The organism is Nemorincola caseinilytica (assembly GCF_039540515.1).
In the GTDB taxonomy this organism is placed as follows: domain Bacteria; phylum Bacteroidota; class Bacteroidia; order Chitinophagales; family Chitinophagaceae; genus Nemorincola; species Nemorincola caseinilytica.
Genome location: NZ_BAABFA010000010.1, coordinates 189,882 through 204,975 on the forward strand (window position 1 = coordinate 189,882; position 15,094 = coordinate 204,975).

20 protein-coding genes are annotated in these 15,094 nt (G+C 50.8%); all 20 read left to right on the top strand.

Annotation, left to right across the window (positions count from 1 at the left end; genetic code table 11):
- The first annotated feature begins 6 nt into the window (after positions 1–6).
- The 20 genes from ABD843_RS08185 (at position 7) to ABD843_RS08280 (ending at position 15,040) form a co-directional block, all read left to right on the top strand.
- A complete protein-coding gene (locus ABD843_RS08185) occupies positions 7–1,257 on the top strand; it encodes an NADH-quinone oxidoreductase subunit D (RefSeq protein WP_345081285.1) in 1,251 nt (416 codons plus the stop codon).
- A gap of 72 nt (positions 1,258–1,329) precedes the next feature.
- Positions 1,330–1,692 carry a four helix bundle protein gene (locus ABD843_RS08190; RefSeq protein WP_345081288.1) on the top strand — a complete coding sequence of 121 codons (363 nt, stop codon included), beginning with the start codon at positions 1,330–1,332 and terminating at the stop codon, positions 1,690–1,692.
- Positions 1,693–1,750: 58 nt separating this feature from the next.
- The gene (locus tag ABD843_RS08195) at positions 1,751–2,248 is read left to right on the top strand and encodes an NADH-quinone oxidoreductase subunit NuoE family protein (protein ID WP_345081291.1); all 498 of its coding nucleotides are present in this window, start codon (positions 1,751–1,753) and stop codon (positions 2,246–2,248) included.
- Between the two features lie 7 nt (positions 2,249–2,255).
- On the top strand, positions 2,256–2,663 hold the full coding sequence (locus ABD843_RS08200; protein ID WP_345081294.1) for an SRPBCC domain-containing protein: 408 nt from the start codon (positions 2,256–2,258) through the stop codon (positions 2,661–2,663).
- Between the two features lie 7 nt (positions 2,664–2,670).
- Entirely contained in the window at positions 2,671–2,898 is a 228-nt protein-coding gene (locus tag ABD843_RS08205; protein ID WP_345081297.1) for a type II toxin-antitoxin system HicB family antitoxin, read from the top strand.
- A gap of 30 nt (positions 2,899–2,928) precedes the next feature.
- Positions 2,929–3,162 carry a type II toxin-antitoxin system HicA family toxin gene (locus ABD843_RS08210; RefSeq protein WP_345081300.1) on the top strand — a complete coding sequence of 78 codons (234 nt, stop codon included), beginning with the start codon at positions 2,929–2,931 and terminating at the stop codon, positions 3,160–3,162.
- A gap of 5 nt (positions 3,163–3,167) precedes the next feature.
- A complete protein-coding gene (locus ABD843_RS08215) occupies positions 3,168–3,602 on the top strand; it encodes a nuclear transport factor 2 family protein (protein ID WP_345081303.1) in 435 nt (144 codons plus the stop codon).
- Positions 3,603–3,675: 73 nt separating this feature from the next.
- The gene (gene nuoF / locus ABD843_RS08220) at positions 3,676–5,031 is read left to right on the top strand and encodes an NADH-quinone oxidoreductase subunit NuoF (protein WP_345081306.1); all 1,356 of its coding nucleotides are present in this window, start codon (positions 3,676–3,678) and stop codon (positions 5,029–5,031) included.
- Between the two features lie 33 nt (positions 5,032–5,064).
- Positions 5,065–6,159, top strand: a complete 1,095-nt coding sequence (locus ABD843_RS08225; RefSeq protein ID WP_345081309.1) for an NADH-quinone oxidoreductase subunit G — start codon at positions 5,065–5,067, stop codon at positions 6,157–6,159.
- The gene (locus ABD843_RS08230; protein ID WP_345081311.1) at positions 6,159–6,356 is read left to right on the top strand and encodes a hypothetical protein; all 198 of its coding nucleotides are present in this window, start codon (positions 6,159–6,161) and stop codon (positions 6,354–6,356) included. Before ABD843_RS08225 ends, ABD843_RS08230 begins: the two co-directional genes overlap by 1 nt.
- A gap of 134 nt (positions 6,357–6,490) precedes the next feature.
- Entirely contained in the window at positions 6,491–7,564 is a 1,074-nt protein-coding gene (nuoH, locus tag ABD843_RS08235) for an NADH-quinone oxidoreductase subunit NuoH (RefSeq protein ID WP_345081314.1), read from the top strand.
- Between the two features lie 19 nt (positions 7,565–7,583).
- Positions 7,584–7,871, top strand: a complete 288-nt coding sequence (locus ABD843_RS08240) for a nucleotidyltransferase family protein (RefSeq protein WP_345081317.1) — start codon at positions 7,584–7,586, stop codon at positions 7,869–7,871.
- Between the two features lie 8 nt (positions 7,872–7,879).
- Positions 7,880–8,245 (top strand): HepT-like ribonuclease domain-containing protein, encoded by a 366-nt coding sequence (locus ABD843_RS08245; protein WP_345081319.1) that lies wholly within the window; start codon positions 7,880–7,882, stop codon positions 8,243–8,245.
- Positions 8,229–8,738 carry an NADH-quinone oxidoreductase subunit NuoI gene (gene nuoI / locus ABD843_RS08250; RefSeq protein ID WP_345081321.1) on the top strand — a complete coding sequence of 170 codons (510 nt, stop codon included), beginning with the start codon at positions 8,229–8,231 and terminating at the stop codon, positions 8,736–8,738. Before ABD843_RS08245 ends, nuoI begins: the two co-directional genes overlap by 17 nt.
- Before the next feature lie 2 nt (positions 8,739–8,740).
- Complete coding sequence (locus ABD843_RS08255) at positions 8,741–9,268, top strand: NADH-quinone oxidoreductase subunit J family protein (protein ID WP_345081324.1); 528 nt, start codon at positions 8,741–8,743, stop codon at positions 9,266–9,268.
- Between the two features lie 20 nt (positions 9,269–9,288).
- Complete coding sequence (locus ABD843_RS08260; RefSeq protein ID WP_345081327.1) at positions 9,289–9,675, top strand: endonuclease domain-containing protein; 387 nt, start codon at positions 9,289–9,291, stop codon at positions 9,673–9,675.
- 22 nt (positions 9,676–9,697) lie between these two features.
- The gene (nuoK, locus tag ABD843_RS08265) at positions 9,698–10,003 is read left to right on the top strand and encodes an NADH-quinone oxidoreductase subunit NuoK (RefSeq protein WP_345081330.1); all 306 of its coding nucleotides are present in this window, start codon (positions 9,698–9,700) and stop codon (positions 10,001–10,003) included.
- A gap of 74 nt (positions 10,004–10,077) precedes the next feature.
- Positions 10,078–11,964, top strand: coding sequence for an NADH-quinone oxidoreductase subunit L (nuoL, locus tag ABD843_RS08270; RefSeq protein WP_345081333.1), 1,887 nt, complete (start codon positions 10,078–10,080; stop codon positions 11,962–11,964).
- 140 nt (positions 11,965–12,104) lie between these two features.
- Positions 12,105–13,550, top strand: a complete 1,446-nt coding sequence (locus tag ABD843_RS08275) for a complex I subunit 4 family protein (RefSeq protein ID WP_345081336.1) — start codon at positions 12,105–12,107, stop codon at positions 13,548–13,550.
- A 101-nt stretch (positions 13,551–13,651) separates the two neighbouring features.
- On the top strand, positions 13,652–15,040 hold the full coding sequence (locus ABD843_RS08280; protein WP_345081339.1) for an NADH-quinone oxidoreductase subunit N: 1,389 nt from the start codon (positions 13,652–13,654) through the stop codon (positions 15,038–15,040).
- The last annotated feature ends 54 nt before the right edge of the window (positions 15,041–15,094 follow it).

The window sequence follows — 15,094 nt, forward strand, 5'->3', positions numbered from 1 at the left end:
AAGTTTATGGAACTACAACCACATCAGCAGCAACATATAAAACTTTCTGAAGAGTCGCTTCAGAAACAGACCACCACGCTGAACCTGGGCCCTACGCACCCGGCCACGCATGGTGTGTTCCAGAACATAATGGAGATAGATGGCGAACGCGTGATGGAGACCGTGCCTACTATAGGCTACATTCACCGCGCATTCGAGAAGATAGCAGAGCGCAGGCCCTACTACCAGATAACCACCCTTACGGACAGGCTGAACTACTGCTCGGCCCCCATCAACAATATGGGCTGGCACCTGACCATAGAAAAACTGCTGGGCCTGAAACTGCCTAAGCGTGTGGACTACTACCGCGTGATACTTATGGAGCTGTCGCGCATAGCCGACCACCTGGTGTGCAACTCGGTGATAGCTGTGGATACAGGCGCGCTCACACCCTTTACCTATGTGTTCCAGTGGCGGGAGAAGATATATGAGATATTCGAAGAGGTGTGCGGCTCGCGCCTTACTACCAATATAGGCCGTGTAGGCGGTTTTGAGCGCAACTTCTCTGAGGCGTTCCACAAAAAGCTGGCTGATTTCGTAGAGAAGTTCCCTGCTATAATGACCGAGTTCGAATCGCTGCTGAACCGCAACCGCATATTCATGGACCGCTGCATAGGCGCGGGCCCCATCAATGCCGAGCGTGCACTGAGCTACTCGTTCACCGGGCCCAACCTGCGTGCCGCCGGTGTAGACTATGATGTGCGCGTGGCACAGCCATACTGCTCTTACGAGGATTTCGATTTCAAGATACCGGTAGGCACTACAGGTGATGTGTATGACCGCTTCATGGTGCGCAACGGCGAGATATGGGAGAGTATGAGCATCATACGCCAGGCCATAGACAAGATAGAACAGATAGAAAAGGCCGACCCCTCGCAGAAACATGTATTCTATGCCAAAGAGGCCGACCGATACCATATACCGCCAAAAGAGGATGTGTATACCAAGATGGAGGCGCTGATATGGCACTTCAAGATGATAATGGGTGAGATAGACGCACCTGCAGGCGAGGTGTACCAGGCAGTAGAGGGCGGCAATGGCGAGGTAGGCTACTACCTGATAAGCGATGGTGGTCGCACGCCCTACAGGCTGCACTTCCGCAGGCCATGCTTCATCTACTACCAGGCATACCCCGAGATAGTGGCGGGCGGCCTGCTGAGCGACGCGGTGGTAACACTGAGCAGCCTGAACGTGATAGCGGGAGAACTGGATGCGTAAATGATAATTAGCTGATGAGGTGATCAGCTAATTAGCTGATGTAAACAATGTTGCAGATGAAATGATGAGGACATGAATGAAGAGTTGAAGAAGGGAAATCTTATTGTGCAATTATCATTCGGTCTTGCAGTAGATATGATACCTTTCTGTGCGGAGCTGGATGCTATGAAGAAATGGTCGCTGGCGAACCAGATATTAAGAGCATCTTTGTCGATAGGAGCTAACGTAAGAGAAGCACAAAATGCAGAAAGTAAAGCGGACTTTATTCATAAAATGAAGATCGCAGCAAAAGAAGCGGATGAAGTAGAGTATTATCTGGAAGTATGTAATGCCTCGATATTGTTACCAGACGCTGGTATATTATTAGAAAAGGTCCGTTCGATCTGTAAAGTATTGAACAAAATAATTGGAAGTTCAAAAATGGCGAATACTTAAAATATTTAATGAACATGCTAATTAGCCTATCAGCTAATTAGCTAATCAGCTAATATAAATGAATATACAGTTTAGCGAAGAAAAAATGAACAAGGTGAGGGAGATCATCGCACGCTACCCGGAAGGGAAGCAGAAAAGTGCGCTGATACCCCTGCTGCACCTGGCGCAGGACGAATTCGGCGGCTGGCTGGATGTACCGGTGATGGACTATGTGGCCAGCATACTGAACATACTGCCTATAGAGGTGTACGAGGTGGCCACATTCTATACCATGTTCAACATGAAACCGGTGGGCAAGTACCTGCTGGAGGTATGCCATACGGGCCCCTGCATGCTGAACGGCAGCGACGACATCATAGCGCACATAAAGGACAGGCTGGGCATAGGCCCGGGCGAGACGACACCCGACGGGCTCTTTACCCTGAAACCGGCAGAATGCCTGGGTGCCTGCGGCTATGCACCTATGATGCAGCTGGGCAAGACCTTCAGGGAGCACCTGACGAAGGAAAAGGTAGATGCGCTGATAGACGAGCTAAGGGCACAAGCTAATAACTGATAAAGGAATGGCCTGGGACCTGACACTGGAATTTCAGCTATCGGCGCCACCTGCAAGGGTGATGCAACTGCTGACCGATGCGGCACTGATAAGAAAGTGGAGCGGAGAAGATGCTGTGATAGAGAATAAACCGGGTGGCAGGATGTCGATGTATGGCGGATGGGTAACGGGTGAGGTGACAAAGACGAGTGCGGACGAGCTGGCCTATACATGGCTCACTACCGACCAGCCAATGGGGGCAAAACCTTCAGAAGTTCATTTTGTACTGAAGAAACAAGATGGCGGCACGCGGGTGATACTGAAACATACCGGGTTTGCCACCGAGGAAGAGATGAAGGAACACCGCAGCGGCTGGGCCGATACTTTCTTCGAGCCGCTGGAGGACTTTATAATGATTTTTGATAACAGAGAATAGAAGAAGTATGGCAACACAGAAATATCATTTCCCTATCCTTATAGAACAGGACGAAGACGATATCTTTATCGTATCATGCCCTGTTTTTAAGGGGTGTCATTCTTATGGTAAGACGATAGATGAAGCAATGAAAAATATTCAGGAAGTAATAGAGATGTGCCTGGAAGAAGAAAAGCCCAATTCTCTGAACCACTTTATCGGGTTCAGGGAAATAGAAATGCAAGTAGCGGTATAAACAGGCAACTTTGGCATCATAGTAGATACGATGAGTAAAAAGCAGATCGTTATTACAGGTAAAGAATTGATAAAGATCTTAGAAAAGTTAGGTTTTAATGTAATAAGAATAAATGGTTCGCATTACAGATTAAAACATTCTGATGGAAGGGTAACAACGGTTCCCGTTCATGGAAATGATGACCTGCCTAAGGGATTACTAGGAAAAATATTAAAAGAGGATATTCAAATATCTTTTGAAGAACTTGAAACTTATATAAAATAGTGCTGATGAAACTTATCCTTACCATACTATTCGTTTCGCTGCTGGTACCTGCATTTGCGCAGCAGGCCGACAAGGAGGCACTGAACCTGTCTATGATGGTATTTGACAGGGCGCTGGAGAAAAGGGATACCATATCTCTGAAAAGGCTACTGAGCAACGAGGTGACCTATGGACACTCTAACGGCTGGGTGGAGAACAAAAAAGAGGTGATAGCCGACCTGTACAATGGCATTATCGGCTATGACCGAATAGTGACCTCGCAGCCGGAGATAAAAATAGCCGGTAAGGTAGCGCAGGTGCGCAGTACGGCCGAGATATGGGCAACGCTGAATGGTGAAAAAGGCTATTATAAACTGAAAGTATTGCAGGTGTGGCTGTGGGAGAACGGGCATTGGACCCTGTTCGCAAGGCAGAGCGCACCTATGAAGATGGAAAGCTGAATCATGAACTCAAAACAGGAAGGCCGGACGGCTTGCTTTCTACCTTCTGCTTTTTGACTTTGACTATATAAAAATGGCAGTAAAACTATTATTAGCTAACGACCACATAGAAGGTATCCGTTATTACGATACCTACCGCAAGCATGGTGGCTATACCGCGGCCGAAAAGGCATTCAAGATGTCGCCGGCCGACATAGTGGAAGAGGTGAAGAAGAGCGGCCTGCGCGGCCGCGGCGGTGCAGGCTTCCCTACGGGTATGAAATGGAGCTTCCTGGCCAAGCCGGAGGGTGTACCCCGCCACCTGGTGTGTAATGCCGACGAATCGGAGCCGGGCACCTTCAAGGACAGGTACCTGATGGAGTTCCATCCGCACCTGTTCATAGAGGGCCTGCTGATAAGCAGCTATGCGCTGGGCAGCAATGCCACCTATGTATACATACGCGGCGAGTATGCCTGGATACCCGATATACTGGAGCAAGCCATAGCCGAGGCCAAGAACAATGGCTGGCTGGGCAAGAACATACTCGGCTCGGGCTTTGACTGCGAGATATATGTGCACCGCGGTGCGGGCGCCTATATATGCGGCGAGGAAACGGCCCTGATAGAATCGCTGGAGGGCAAACGCGGTAACCCGCGCATGAAGCCGCCCTTCCCGGCCATACAGGGCGTATGGATGCGCCCCACGGTGGTGAACAATGTGGAAACACTGGCGGCCGTAGTACCCATCATCACCATGGGTGGCGATGAATATGCCAAGATAGGCGTGGGCAAGAGCACAGGTACCAAGCTGCTATCGGTATGCGGCAATGTGAACAAGCCCGGTGTATACGAGATAGATATGACCTGCTCTGTAGAGGAGTTCATATACAGCGACGAATACTGTGGCGGCATACCCAAGGGCCGCAACCTGAAGGCATGTATACCGGGTGGCTCATCGGTACCTATAGTACCGGCAAACCTGCTGCTGAAGACCGCCAAGGGAGAGACAAGGTATATGAACTACGAGAGCCTGTCTGACGGCGGCTTTGCTACCGGCACCATGATGGGGTCGGGCGGGTTCATAGTGCTGGACGACAGCCAGTGCGTAGTGCGCCACACCATGACGCTGGCACGCTTCTACACTCACGAAAGCTGCGGCCAGTGCAGCCCCTGCCGCGAGGGCACCGGCTGGATGTACAAGCTGCTGAAGAACATAGAATACGGAAAGGGTAAGATGAGCGATATAGACCTGCTGTGGGACATACAGCGGAAGATAGAGGGCAATACCATATGCCCGCTGGGCGATGCCGCCGCATGGCCTGTGGCCGCGGCCATACGCCACTTCCGCGACGAGTTCGAATGGCATATAAAGAACCCCGACGAGGCGCAGACACGCAACTATGGGCTGGCACACTATGCCGACCCCATACATGTACCTGCGAGTGTGTAGAATATTAGTTAGAACATTTAATTCTCGACATATATGTCAGAGCAGACACCGAATTTCAAAGTAACGATAGATAACATAAGTATAGAAGTGCCTGCGGGTACTACCATACTGAATGCGGCGCGTATGATAGGCGGCGATGTGACACCACCCGCCATGTGCTACTACAGCAAGCTGAAGAACAGCGGCGGTAAGTGCCGCACCTGCCTGGTAGAGGTAAGCAAGGGATCGGAGAAGGACCCGCGCCCCATGCCGAAGCTGGTGGCCAGCTGCCGTACCACGGTGATGGACGGTATGGAGGTACGGAACATCACATCGCCCAAGGTGCTTGATGCGCGTAAGGGTGTGGTGGAGTTCCTGCTGCTGAACCACCCGCTGGACTGCCCCGTATGCGACCAGGCCGGCGAGTGCGACCTGCAGGACCTGAGCTATGAGCATGGTGCAGAGAATACGCGCTACGAGTTCAAGCGCCGCACATTTGAGAAAGAAGATATAGGCCCATACATATCGCTACACATGAACCGCTGTATCATGTGTTTCCGTTGCGTATACACTGCCGACCAGCTGACCGAAAGGCGCGAGCACGGTATACTGGAGCGTGGCGACCACGCGCAGATAAGTACCCTGCTGGGCAAGGCGCTGGATAACGACTTCATAGGCAATGTGATAGATGTATGCCCCGTGGGCGCTCTCACGGACAAGACCTTCCGCTTCAAGAACCGCGTATGGTTCACAAAGCCGGTAGATGCATACTGCTCTTGCACCAAGTGCAGCGGCAAGGCCCGACTGTGGCTGAGGGGCGAAGAGGTGTTCCGCGTGACGGCCCGAAAGGACCAGTGGGGCGAGGTAGAGGACTGGATATGCAATGAGTGCCGGTTTGAAAGGAAGTCGACAAAGGACTGGGTGATAGAGGGCCCAACGAAAGTATCGCGCAGCAGCGTGATAGCGCAGGGCCACTACCAGGGCAACGTGGGTACCACAGCATCGCCGGTACTGATAGACAAAGTGATAGGCAAACAACCCAAATATACCCTGGACATACATAATATAAGTGATGTGAACCGGCCCGAGATAGAACTGTCGAAGATAGAAGGCCCGGCACACTCGGATGATTTCAAGGCTAATAAGTAGTGATACTGACCATCGAACATATCAAAAAGGTAATAACTGACTACTTTGCACAGAAGCCGGTGAAGAGGGTTTGGCTGTTCGGGTCGTATGCGCGGGTCGAGGCCGATGAGATAGCGATGTGGATGTGCTGGTGGACCATAAAACCTTTTATAGATACCGATAAGCAGATAATATATGAAAGGGACGCTTCCAGATAGTGTAAGGGTTCGAAGCACATAAAGATCATTTGGGAATCGGCAAGCATATTTGTGCCAATATTGAAAAAGGAAATAGGATCGATAAGGCTAAACTGACTACATTTTTTAACTAACTAAAATTACTTTTGCGCAGTATGATGCTATTACAGATAGATGCGGCGTTGATAATAGAAAAGCTCATCCTTATATCGGCGATACTGGGTGTATCGCTGGGTATAGCCATGTATGCAACATGGGGTGAGCGCAAGGTGGCTGCCATTATGCAGGACCGTATAGGCCCCAACCGTGCGGGTCCGATGGGACTGTTGCTGCCACTGGCCGATGGTCTGAAGCTGTTCTTCAAAGAGGAGATCATACCCGACCGCTCTACGCGTTTCATATTCATACTGGGACCATGCCTGGCCATGCTTACCGCCCTTATGACCAGCGCTGTAGTGCCCTGGGCGCCCGACTATACTACGGCCAGCGGTCATACTATAGCCTTCCAGGTGGCCGATATAAACATAGGTATCCTTTTCGTGTTCGGCGTAGTGAGTCTGGGTGTATATGGCGTGATGCTGGGCGGCTGGGCATCGAACAATAAATTCTCGCTGCTGAGTAGCATACGCGCTGCATCTCAGGCCATATCTTACGAGCTGGCCATGGGCATCAGCCTGATAGCCCTGCTGATGATGACGGGCTCGCTGAGCCTGCGCGATATAGTAGCACAGCAGCATGGCTTCTGGGAACATGGTTATTTTACCTGGAACTTCTTCAAGCAGCCCGTTGGTTTCGTCATATTTCTGACCTGCGCTTTTGCAGAGCTGAACCGTGCGCCCTTCGATCTGCCGGAGTGCGAGAGCGAACTGAACATGGGCTACCACCAGGAATATTCGTCGATGAAGCTGGGCTTTTACCTGTTCGCAGAGTATATAAACCTGTTCGTGAGCTCGGCTATAATAATCACCCTGTACTTTGGAGGCTATAACTTCCCCTTCATGGACCAGGTGGCTGCACATGCAGGCCCGCTAATGTTCAGCATCATATGTATGCTGGTACTTATAACCAAGGTGATAGGCATGATACTGTTCTTCATGTTCATTCGCTGGACGCTGCCCCGTTTCAGGTACGACCAGCTGATGAAACTGGGATGGCGGTCGCTGATACCCCTGGCACTGGCAAATATGGTGATAACTGGTGCACTGATATTGTGGGTGTTCAAAAGCTAGAGACCGAAGAATGCTGACCGTGCAACAAATAAAAGATACCGTTACCGACTATTTCAAAGATAAGCCGGTAAGAAGGGTATATTTGTTCGGGTCTTACGCAAGAGGAGAGGCGAATGAGAAGAGCGATATAGACATATTGTTCTCGCTGGCAGAAAATACCCGGATAAACTATTTTGGGCTGGCGCAATACCTCGTGGACCTGGAAAGCAGATTTTTGAATAAGGTGGACATGGTGGAAGAGGAACACATATACCCCAGGTTGAAAAAATATATAGACAGAGATAAGATATTGCTGTTCTCTAAATGATAAGCAGTTTGAAACGAGATGATGCCATTTATGTAGAACGGATAATAGAAGCTATAGACCAAATATTTGTGTTCATTGGCGATGCAGATGAAGACAAGTTCTTAAGGAACAGAATGATGTGCGATGCCTGCCTGATGCAGCTTGTGGTAATAGGAGAGAACGGAGGGAAGGTATCACAGGAGAATAAGGAGAGGTTCAGTGAAGTGCAATGGCAGTTGATGAAAGCAGCCCGGAATTTTTTCGCTCATGCGTATGAATTCACCGACTGGAATAGAGTATGGGACACCATCAATACGATCTTGCCTTCATTGAAAGTGAAATTGGAGAACATATTAGACATTCTTGAAAAAGAAAGAGATGCAGAAACTAACTAACAGAGCAGTACAGATAGACCGCAGTCCGATGACCTTTGCGGAGCGGGCCTACCTGCCTGCTATAGCCAAAGGACTGGGCACTACGCTGAGCCACATATTCAAGAAGAAGGCAACAGTGAGCTACCCCGAGGTGAAGCGTCCGTTCAGCCCGGTATTCCGTGGGCTGCATGTGCTGAACCGTGATGAGAACGGTGCCGAGCGCTGCACCGCATGCGGCCTGTGCGCACTGGCATGCCCTGCAGAGGCCATAACCATGGAGGCAGCAGAGCGCAAACCCGGAGAGGAGAAGCTGTACCGCGAAGAGAAATATGCCGCCAAGTACGAGATAAATATGCTGCGCTGCATATTCTGCGGCTACTGCGAAGAAGCCTGCCCCAAAGATGCCGTTTACCTGTCGGAGACAGTAATGCCATCCAATTACGACCGTGCGGGCTTTATATATAAAAAAGAAGACCTCCTTATACCTCATCCACATAAAAAAGACGCTAAATAGAAATGAGTATCCACGACCTTTTATTCTGGCTGATATCAGCGATGGCCGTAGGGTGCGCACTAGGGGTGATACTCAGTCGTAACCCGGTGAACAGTGTACTGTTCCTTATAGCTACTTTTTTTGCCGTATCGGGGCATTACTTCCTGCTCAATGCCCAGTTTCTGGGTATAGTGAACCTGATAGTATATGCGGGCGCCATAATGGTGCTGTTCCTCTTCGTGATAATGCTGATGAACCTGAATGCCGATGTGGAGCCGCAAAAAGGGCACCTGGTGCAACTGGCGGGCATCATATCGGGCGGGGCACTGTTCCTGGTATTGCTGGCGGCCATACATACGGCATCGCCGGTGAACATAGACAAGCAACCTATAGATATAGGGCTTATAGACAACCTGGGCAAGGTGCTGTTCAAGGAATATGTGCTGCCGTTCGAGATAAGCAGTGTCCTCTTCCTGAGTGCGATGATAGGCGCCGTGGTGATAGGTAAGAAAGAAGACACCCCCGCCCCTAAAGGGGAGGTGAACTCTTAACGAGCAAAGGCCGTTGCGAGATGGAAAAGAAAATGTTCTACGGCGCGACAAATTTGATATTTGATAACGCTAGAAAATTAAGAAACGACCTTACAAATGCAGAACTAGTTTTGTGGGGCTATTTAAAACAAAGACCATTAGGATATAAGTTTAGAAGACAACACCCATTAGGAATATATATTGCTGACTTTTACTGTCACGCGTTGAAATTGGTAATAGAAGTTGATGGAAGCGTACATGAAGATCCCGAGATGGCGGAGAAAGATAAAGTAAGACAAGACATTATAAATTCTTTAGGCGTAAAAATGATACGCTTCCGGAATGAAGAAGTAGAAAAACGACTAGAAACGGTCATAGACAAAATAGAAAACCATATTATTAACAACAGATCGCCGAAGGCGATATAAAAGCCCCTTTAGGGGTTGGGGTATGCCGGTAAATTCGACACATTACATCTTTCTGAGCCTGTTGCTATTCTCGATAGGCATAATGGGCGCGCTGATGCGGCGCAATGCCATTATCATATTCATGTGCATAGAGCTGATGCTGAACGCGGTGAACCTGCTGCTGGTGGCATTCTCTAAAATGTATGTAGATACGAACGCACAGCTTTTTGTATTCTTTATAATGGTGGTGGCCGCTGCCGAGGTGGCCGTGGGACTTGCAGTGATAGTGATGATGTACCGTAAGGTACACTCGGTGGATATCAATATACTGAACAGATTGAAACACTGATCGCTACCCTATGGGGTGGTGTGTATAAATTAATTAACATGTAAAGTTTCGCTACGGCGAAAATTTTGGGTCATATGTCTCATATCGTTTACCTGGTACCGTTATTTCCGTTGATAGGATTCCTTATCAATGGTCTCTTCTGGAAAAGTATGCCTAAGTCGCTTGGCGGCGCCATAGGCTCACTGGCCATACTGGCATCATTCATCGTTTCCCTCGGTATATTCTTCGAGGTGAGGAGCGCCGGCTTCCATGGCCCTGTTATCGTGCGCCTGTTCGATTTCATCAGCTCGGGCACGCTGCATGTACCCTTTGCCTTCCAGGTAGATGCGCTCTCGTCGCTTTTCCTGCTCATTATAACGGGTGTGGGTTTCCTGATACACGTTTATTCTACCTCTTATATGCACGAGGATGAGGGCATGGTGAAATATTTCGCCTACCTGAACCTCTTTGTGTTCTCGATGCTGCTGCTGGTACTGGGCGCCAACTATGTGATCATGTTCATAGGCTGGGAAGGTGTGGGCCTCTGCTCTTACCTGCTCATAGGCTTCTGGTTCAAGAACCGCGACTATACCAATGCTGCCAAAAAGGCCTTTGTGATGAACCGTATAGGCGATCTTGGCTTCCTGGTGGGTATGCTGCTGGTGCTGTTCCACTTCGGCACCCTGTCTTACAAAGAGCTTTTCGGAATGATGAACAGTGGTGTATCGGTATCGCCATCGGTGTATAACTGGATAGCGCTCTGCTTCTTCATAGGCGCTACCGGCAAGAGTGCGCAGATACCCCTGTATACCTGGCTGCCCGATGCGATGGCCGGTCCTACACCGGTATCGGCACTGATACATGCCGCTACCATGGTGACGGCGGGTATATACATGATAGCCCGCAGTGGTGTACTGTATAGCCTCACCCCGGGCGTGCTGCATGTAGTGGCCTTCATAGGGCTGGCCACGGCCATAGTGGCGGCCACCATAGCCATTTGCCAGTATGACATCAAAAAAGTGCTGGCCTACTCTACCGTGAGCCAACTGGGTTTCATGTTCCTGGCGCTGGGCGTGGGCGCATATACTACGGCCGTATTCCACGTTATGACGCATGCCTTCTTCAAAGCCCTTCTGTTCCTGGGTTCGGGCAGTGTGATACATGCTATGGGCGGCGAACAGGACATACGCAAGATGGGCGGCCTGGGCAAGCATATGCCCGTGACCAGGGCCACCTTCCTGATAGGCTGCCTGGCCATATCGGGTATACCCGGCCTGTCGGGCTTTTTCTCTAAGGATGAGATACTGGCCAATGTTTTCGGGCACAGCGCCGTACTGTACATATTTGCCGTAATGGCAGCCATGATGACGGCCTTCTACATGTTCCGCCTGTATTTCTACACCTTTGGTGGCAAGTTCCGCGGTACAGAGGAGCAGCACCATCACCTGCACGAGAGCCCTGCGGCCATGACCATACCACTGGTGGTGCTGGCACTGCTATCGATAGTAGGTGGCTATGTAGGCCTGCCATCGGTAATGAGCCATCACAATGCGTTCGCATCATTCCTGGCACCTGTAGTGAAGAACTTCGGCGTACATCATCTATCGCACGGTACCGAGTGGGGATTGATGGGATTGTCTGTAGCCGTATCTGTGATAATGATAGGCGTGGCCTACTCTACCACCCGCAATGTGGAATTCAAAGAGAACACAGGCCTTGCCAAGGTACTGGAGAACAAGTGGTATATAGATGAGCTATATGACGCTACTATAGTGCGCCCGCTGGCAGCGCTTTCGAAGCTGATGGACACATGGGCCGAAAGGCGTGGTATAGACGGCATAGTGAATGGCGTGGGCAAGACCGTGCGCTGGGGCGGCGACAGGCTGCGCCTGCTGCAGTCGGGCCATGTGGGCTCTTACATATTCGTGATGGTACTGGGCATTGTGATATTGTTCACTATAAGTTTCTTTTGGGTAAAATAGAACCCCAAACCCCTAAAGGGGCTTTCCCGTGAGACGGGAAATGGCCAAAGGGGTAAGGGAAAGTTTGAAAGTAAAAAATAGGCTCCTCCTCAAGAGGAAGCCCCCTTTAGGGGGTTGGAGGTTAAAATATTATAGATAGTATGATCCTTTTATTACTTATTCTCGTTCCGCTGCTGACGGGTATCCTGTCCTTCGCCATCAAGGGCGATGGGGCAAAAACGCTCGCCATCATCAGTTCTATGATCACGCTGGGGGTTGCGGCCTATGTGAGCGGCGCCAACTATACCGATGTGATAGCCTACCAGCACGACTGGCTCCCTATGCTAGGCTCGCAGTTCAGCCTGATGGGCGATGGCATGAGCAGTATGCTGTGCCTGCTGACGGGTATAGTGACACTGGTGGTGTTCCTGGCCAATGCCAATAAGGAGGTAAAGGACCCGGGAGCTTTCTATGGCTTCATGCTGCTGTCGCAGGCGGGCCTGATGGGTGTGTTCCTGGCGCTGGATGCGTTCGTATTCTACATCTTCTGGGAGCTGGCGCTGATACCTGTGTATTTCCTTTGCTCGCGCTGGGGCGGCGAAAAGCGCATACCCGTTACTTTCAAGTTCTTCGTGTACACGTTCGTGGGCAGCCTTATGCTGCTGTCGGCACTTATATATATATCCCTGCAGAACCCCGGCATGAGCAGCTATTCGTGGGCCGATATAGTAAAGGCCGGCTCATCGCTGCCACCTGCCACACAGCAGTGGCTCTTCTGGCTGGTGTTCATTGCGTTCGCCATCAAGATGCCCATTTTCCCGTTCCATACCTGGCAGCCCGATACTTATGAGCAGTCGCCCACACCGGTGACGGTGATACTAAGCGCGCTGATGGTGAAGATGGGCCTTTTTGCAGTGCTGCGCTGGTTGCTGCCTATGCTGCCCTATGGCGTGGCATACTGGGGCAATACGGTAGTGATACTGTCGGTGATAGGTATAGTATATGCATCGTGCCTGGCCATAGTGCAGACAGACATAAAGCGACTGATAGCCTACTCGTCCATAGCGCATATGGGCCTGATGTGCGCCGTTGCCTTCAACTACAGCAGTGTGGGTATGCATGGTATAATGGTGCAGATGTTCAACCACGGTATAAACATAACCGGCATGTGGCTGATAGTGAGCATGATAGAGGACCGCTGGGGTACCCGCGACATGACCAAACTGGGCGGTATGGCCATAACAGCGCCCCGCATGACCATAGCACTGGTGATAATAGCTTTCGCCAATATAGCGCTGCCGCTGACCAATGGCTTCGTAGGAGAGTTCATGCTGTTCAACGGCCTGTTCTATGGCGATGGCAGCGTACCCCGCATAGCAGTGATGGTAGTGGCTGGCCTGGGCGTGATACTGGGCGCGGTATATACGCTGAACATGGTGCAGCGCGCGGCCTATGGCAATGCGGTGGAAATAACAGGCGGCAGCAAAGACCTGAGCGTGAACGAATATGCAGGCATTGCCATCATCATAACTGTGATATTGTACCTGGGCGTGTACCCCAAACCACTGCTGGACCTGACCGCAAGTATGATAGCGCCCACACCATAACGGACCGGGCCCGAGAAAAGAATATTTTGTAAACAATATACCCGGAAGCGCCACGGCGCCACGGACAACAAAAAAAGACCCCGCTACGGCGGAAAGGGAATATGAAAGCGATCATTGCTACGACCATTTGCGGTATCATCATGATGTTCTCCGGTATAGCGGTGAACAACAAGAAGGCCATCGCTACCATAGCCGCGCTGCTGATGGCCGCGCTGGTAGGTGTCAACATATGGGACCTTGCCGGTACATCTACCACAGACCTGGGCAAGAACCTGGTGTTCAACAATATGCTGCGCATAGACCACTACCCGGTATGGTTCAACACCCTGATGACGGGCTGCTCGCTGCTGTATGTGCTGCTGATGGGCCGCGAGATACAGAAGGTGGGCGCTTATGTGGCAGAGTATTTCGCACTCATATTCTTTATACTATGCGGCCTGTACCTGCTGAGTACATATAACAACCTGCTGATGATGTTCCTGGGCATAGAGATACTGTCTATACCGCAGTACATACTGGCGGGATCGGACAAACGCAACCTGAAGAGCAGTGAAGCCTCGCTGAAGTACTTCCTGATGGGCGCTTTCTCTACCGGCATCATGCTGATGGGTATAACCCTGCTGTATGGCGCTGCACGCAGCTTCGACATCATGAACATAGCGGCCATGCTGAATAGCGATGGCCTGAACCCGCTGGCACTGGCAGGTATCATGTTCATCATGATAGCGTTCTCCTTCAAGGTATCGGCAGCGCCCATGCATATGTGGACACCCGATGTGTACGATGGAGCACCTACGCCTTTTACCGCCTATATGGCCACGGTAGTAAAGGCAGGCGCGTTCTTTGCCTTCCTGCGCCTGTTCCAGTCATCGTTCAGCACACTAAGCGCCCACTGGACCACCATACTGGCCATCATTACCGCTGCTACCCTGCTGATAGGCAATGTGACAGCCGTCTTCCAGCAGAGTGTGAAACGTATGCTGGCGTATTCATCTATAGCGCAGGCGGGCTTTATGTTGTTCGCGGTACTGGCGGTGAACAGCTATGCTGCACAGGGCATACTGGTATATGCCGCTGCATACAGTGTGGCCACCATAGGCCTCTTTGCCGTAATGGTGAAACTGAGGGACTACACCTATGACGGCTTTAACGGGCTGGCAAAGAAAGACCCGCTGCTGGCATTCACAGCTACTATATTCCTGTTCTCGCTGGCGGGTATACCGCTGACGGGTGGCTTTATGGCCAAGTACTATGTGCTACTGGCCGTAGTGCAGCAGGGTCAACTGATGTGGCTGGTGATATTCGCGCTGCTGATGGCTGCCATAAGCGTATACTACTACTTCAGGGTGATAATAGCCATGTACTTCAAAACGGGCACACCCGAAATGACCGGCTCCGTGACCGGTGGCGACCGCCTGATGCTGATAGTGACCAGCATAGTAGTGATACTGCTGGGTATAGTACCTCAGCTGTTCCTGGACAAGATATAAGTAAGGCCCTTGTGCTTCAGCCTCCCCAATGGGAGGAGATGGGCTCTGAACACA

Bases quoted from the DNA above. Each gene is read 5' to 3' on its own strand.
- ABD843_RS08225 (WP_345081309.1), top strand. From the start codon at position 5,065: ATGTCAGAGCAGACACCGAATTTCAAAGTAACGATAGATAACATAAGT.
- nuoF (WP_345081306.1), top strand. From the start codon at position 3,676: ATGGCAGTAAAACTATTATTAGCTAACGACCACATAGAAGGTATCCGT.
- ABD843_RS08195 (WP_345081291.1), top strand. From the start codon at position 1,751: ATGAATATACAGTTTAGCGAAGAAAAAATGAACAAGGTGAGGGAGATC.
- ABD843_RS08260 (WP_345081327.1), top strand. From the start codon at position 9,289: ATGGAAAAGAAAATGTTCTACGGCGCGACAAATTTGATATTTGATAAC.
- nuoK (WP_345081330.1), top strand. From the start codon at position 9,698: ATGCCGGTAAATTCGACACATTACATCTTTCTGAGCCTGTTGCTATTC.
- nuoL (WP_345081333.1), top strand. From the start codon at position 10,078: ATGTCTCATATCGTTTACCTGGTACCGTTATTTCCGTTGATAGGATTC.
- nuoH (WP_345081314.1), top strand. From the start codon at position 6,491: ATGATGCTATTACAGATAGATGCGGCGTTGATAATAGAAAAGCTCATC.
- ABD843_RS08280 (WP_345081339.1), top strand. From the start codon at position 13,652: ATGAAAGCGATCATTGCTACGACCATTTGCGGTATCATCATGATGTTC.
- ABD843_RS08190 (WP_345081288.1), top strand. From the start codon at position 1,330: ATGAATGAAGAGTTGAAGAAGGGAAATCTTATTGTGCAATTATCATTC.
- ABD843_RS08275 (WP_345081336.1), top strand. From the start codon at position 12,105: ATGATCCTTTTATTACTTATTCTCGTTCCGCTGCTGACGGGTATCCTG.
- ABD843_RS08200 (WP_345081294.1), top strand. From the start codon at position 2,256: ATGGCCTGGGACCTGACACTGGAATTTCAGCTATCGGCGCCACCTGCA.
- ABD843_RS08205 (WP_345081297.1), top strand. From the start codon at position 2,671: ATGGCAACACAGAAATATCATTTCCCTATCCTTATAGAACAGGACGAA.
- nuoI (WP_345081321.1), top strand. From the start codon at position 8,229: ATGCAGAAACTAACTAACAGAGCAGTACAGATAGACCGCAGTCCGATG.
- ABD843_RS08255 (WP_345081324.1), top strand. From the start codon at position 8,741: ATGAGTATCCACGACCTTTTATTCTGGCTGATATCAGCGATGGCCGTA.
- ABD843_RS08215 (WP_345081303.1), top strand. From the start codon at position 3,168: ATGAAACTTATCCTTACCATACTATTCGTTTCGCTGCTGGTACCTGCA.
- ABD843_RS08185 (WP_345081285.1), top strand. From the start codon at position 7: ATGGAACTACAACCACATCAGCAGCAACATATAAAACTTTCTGAAGAG.
- ABD843_RS08210 (WP_345081300.1), top strand. From the start codon at position 2,929: ATGAGTAAAAAGCAGATCGTTATTACAGGTAAAGAATTGATAAAGATC.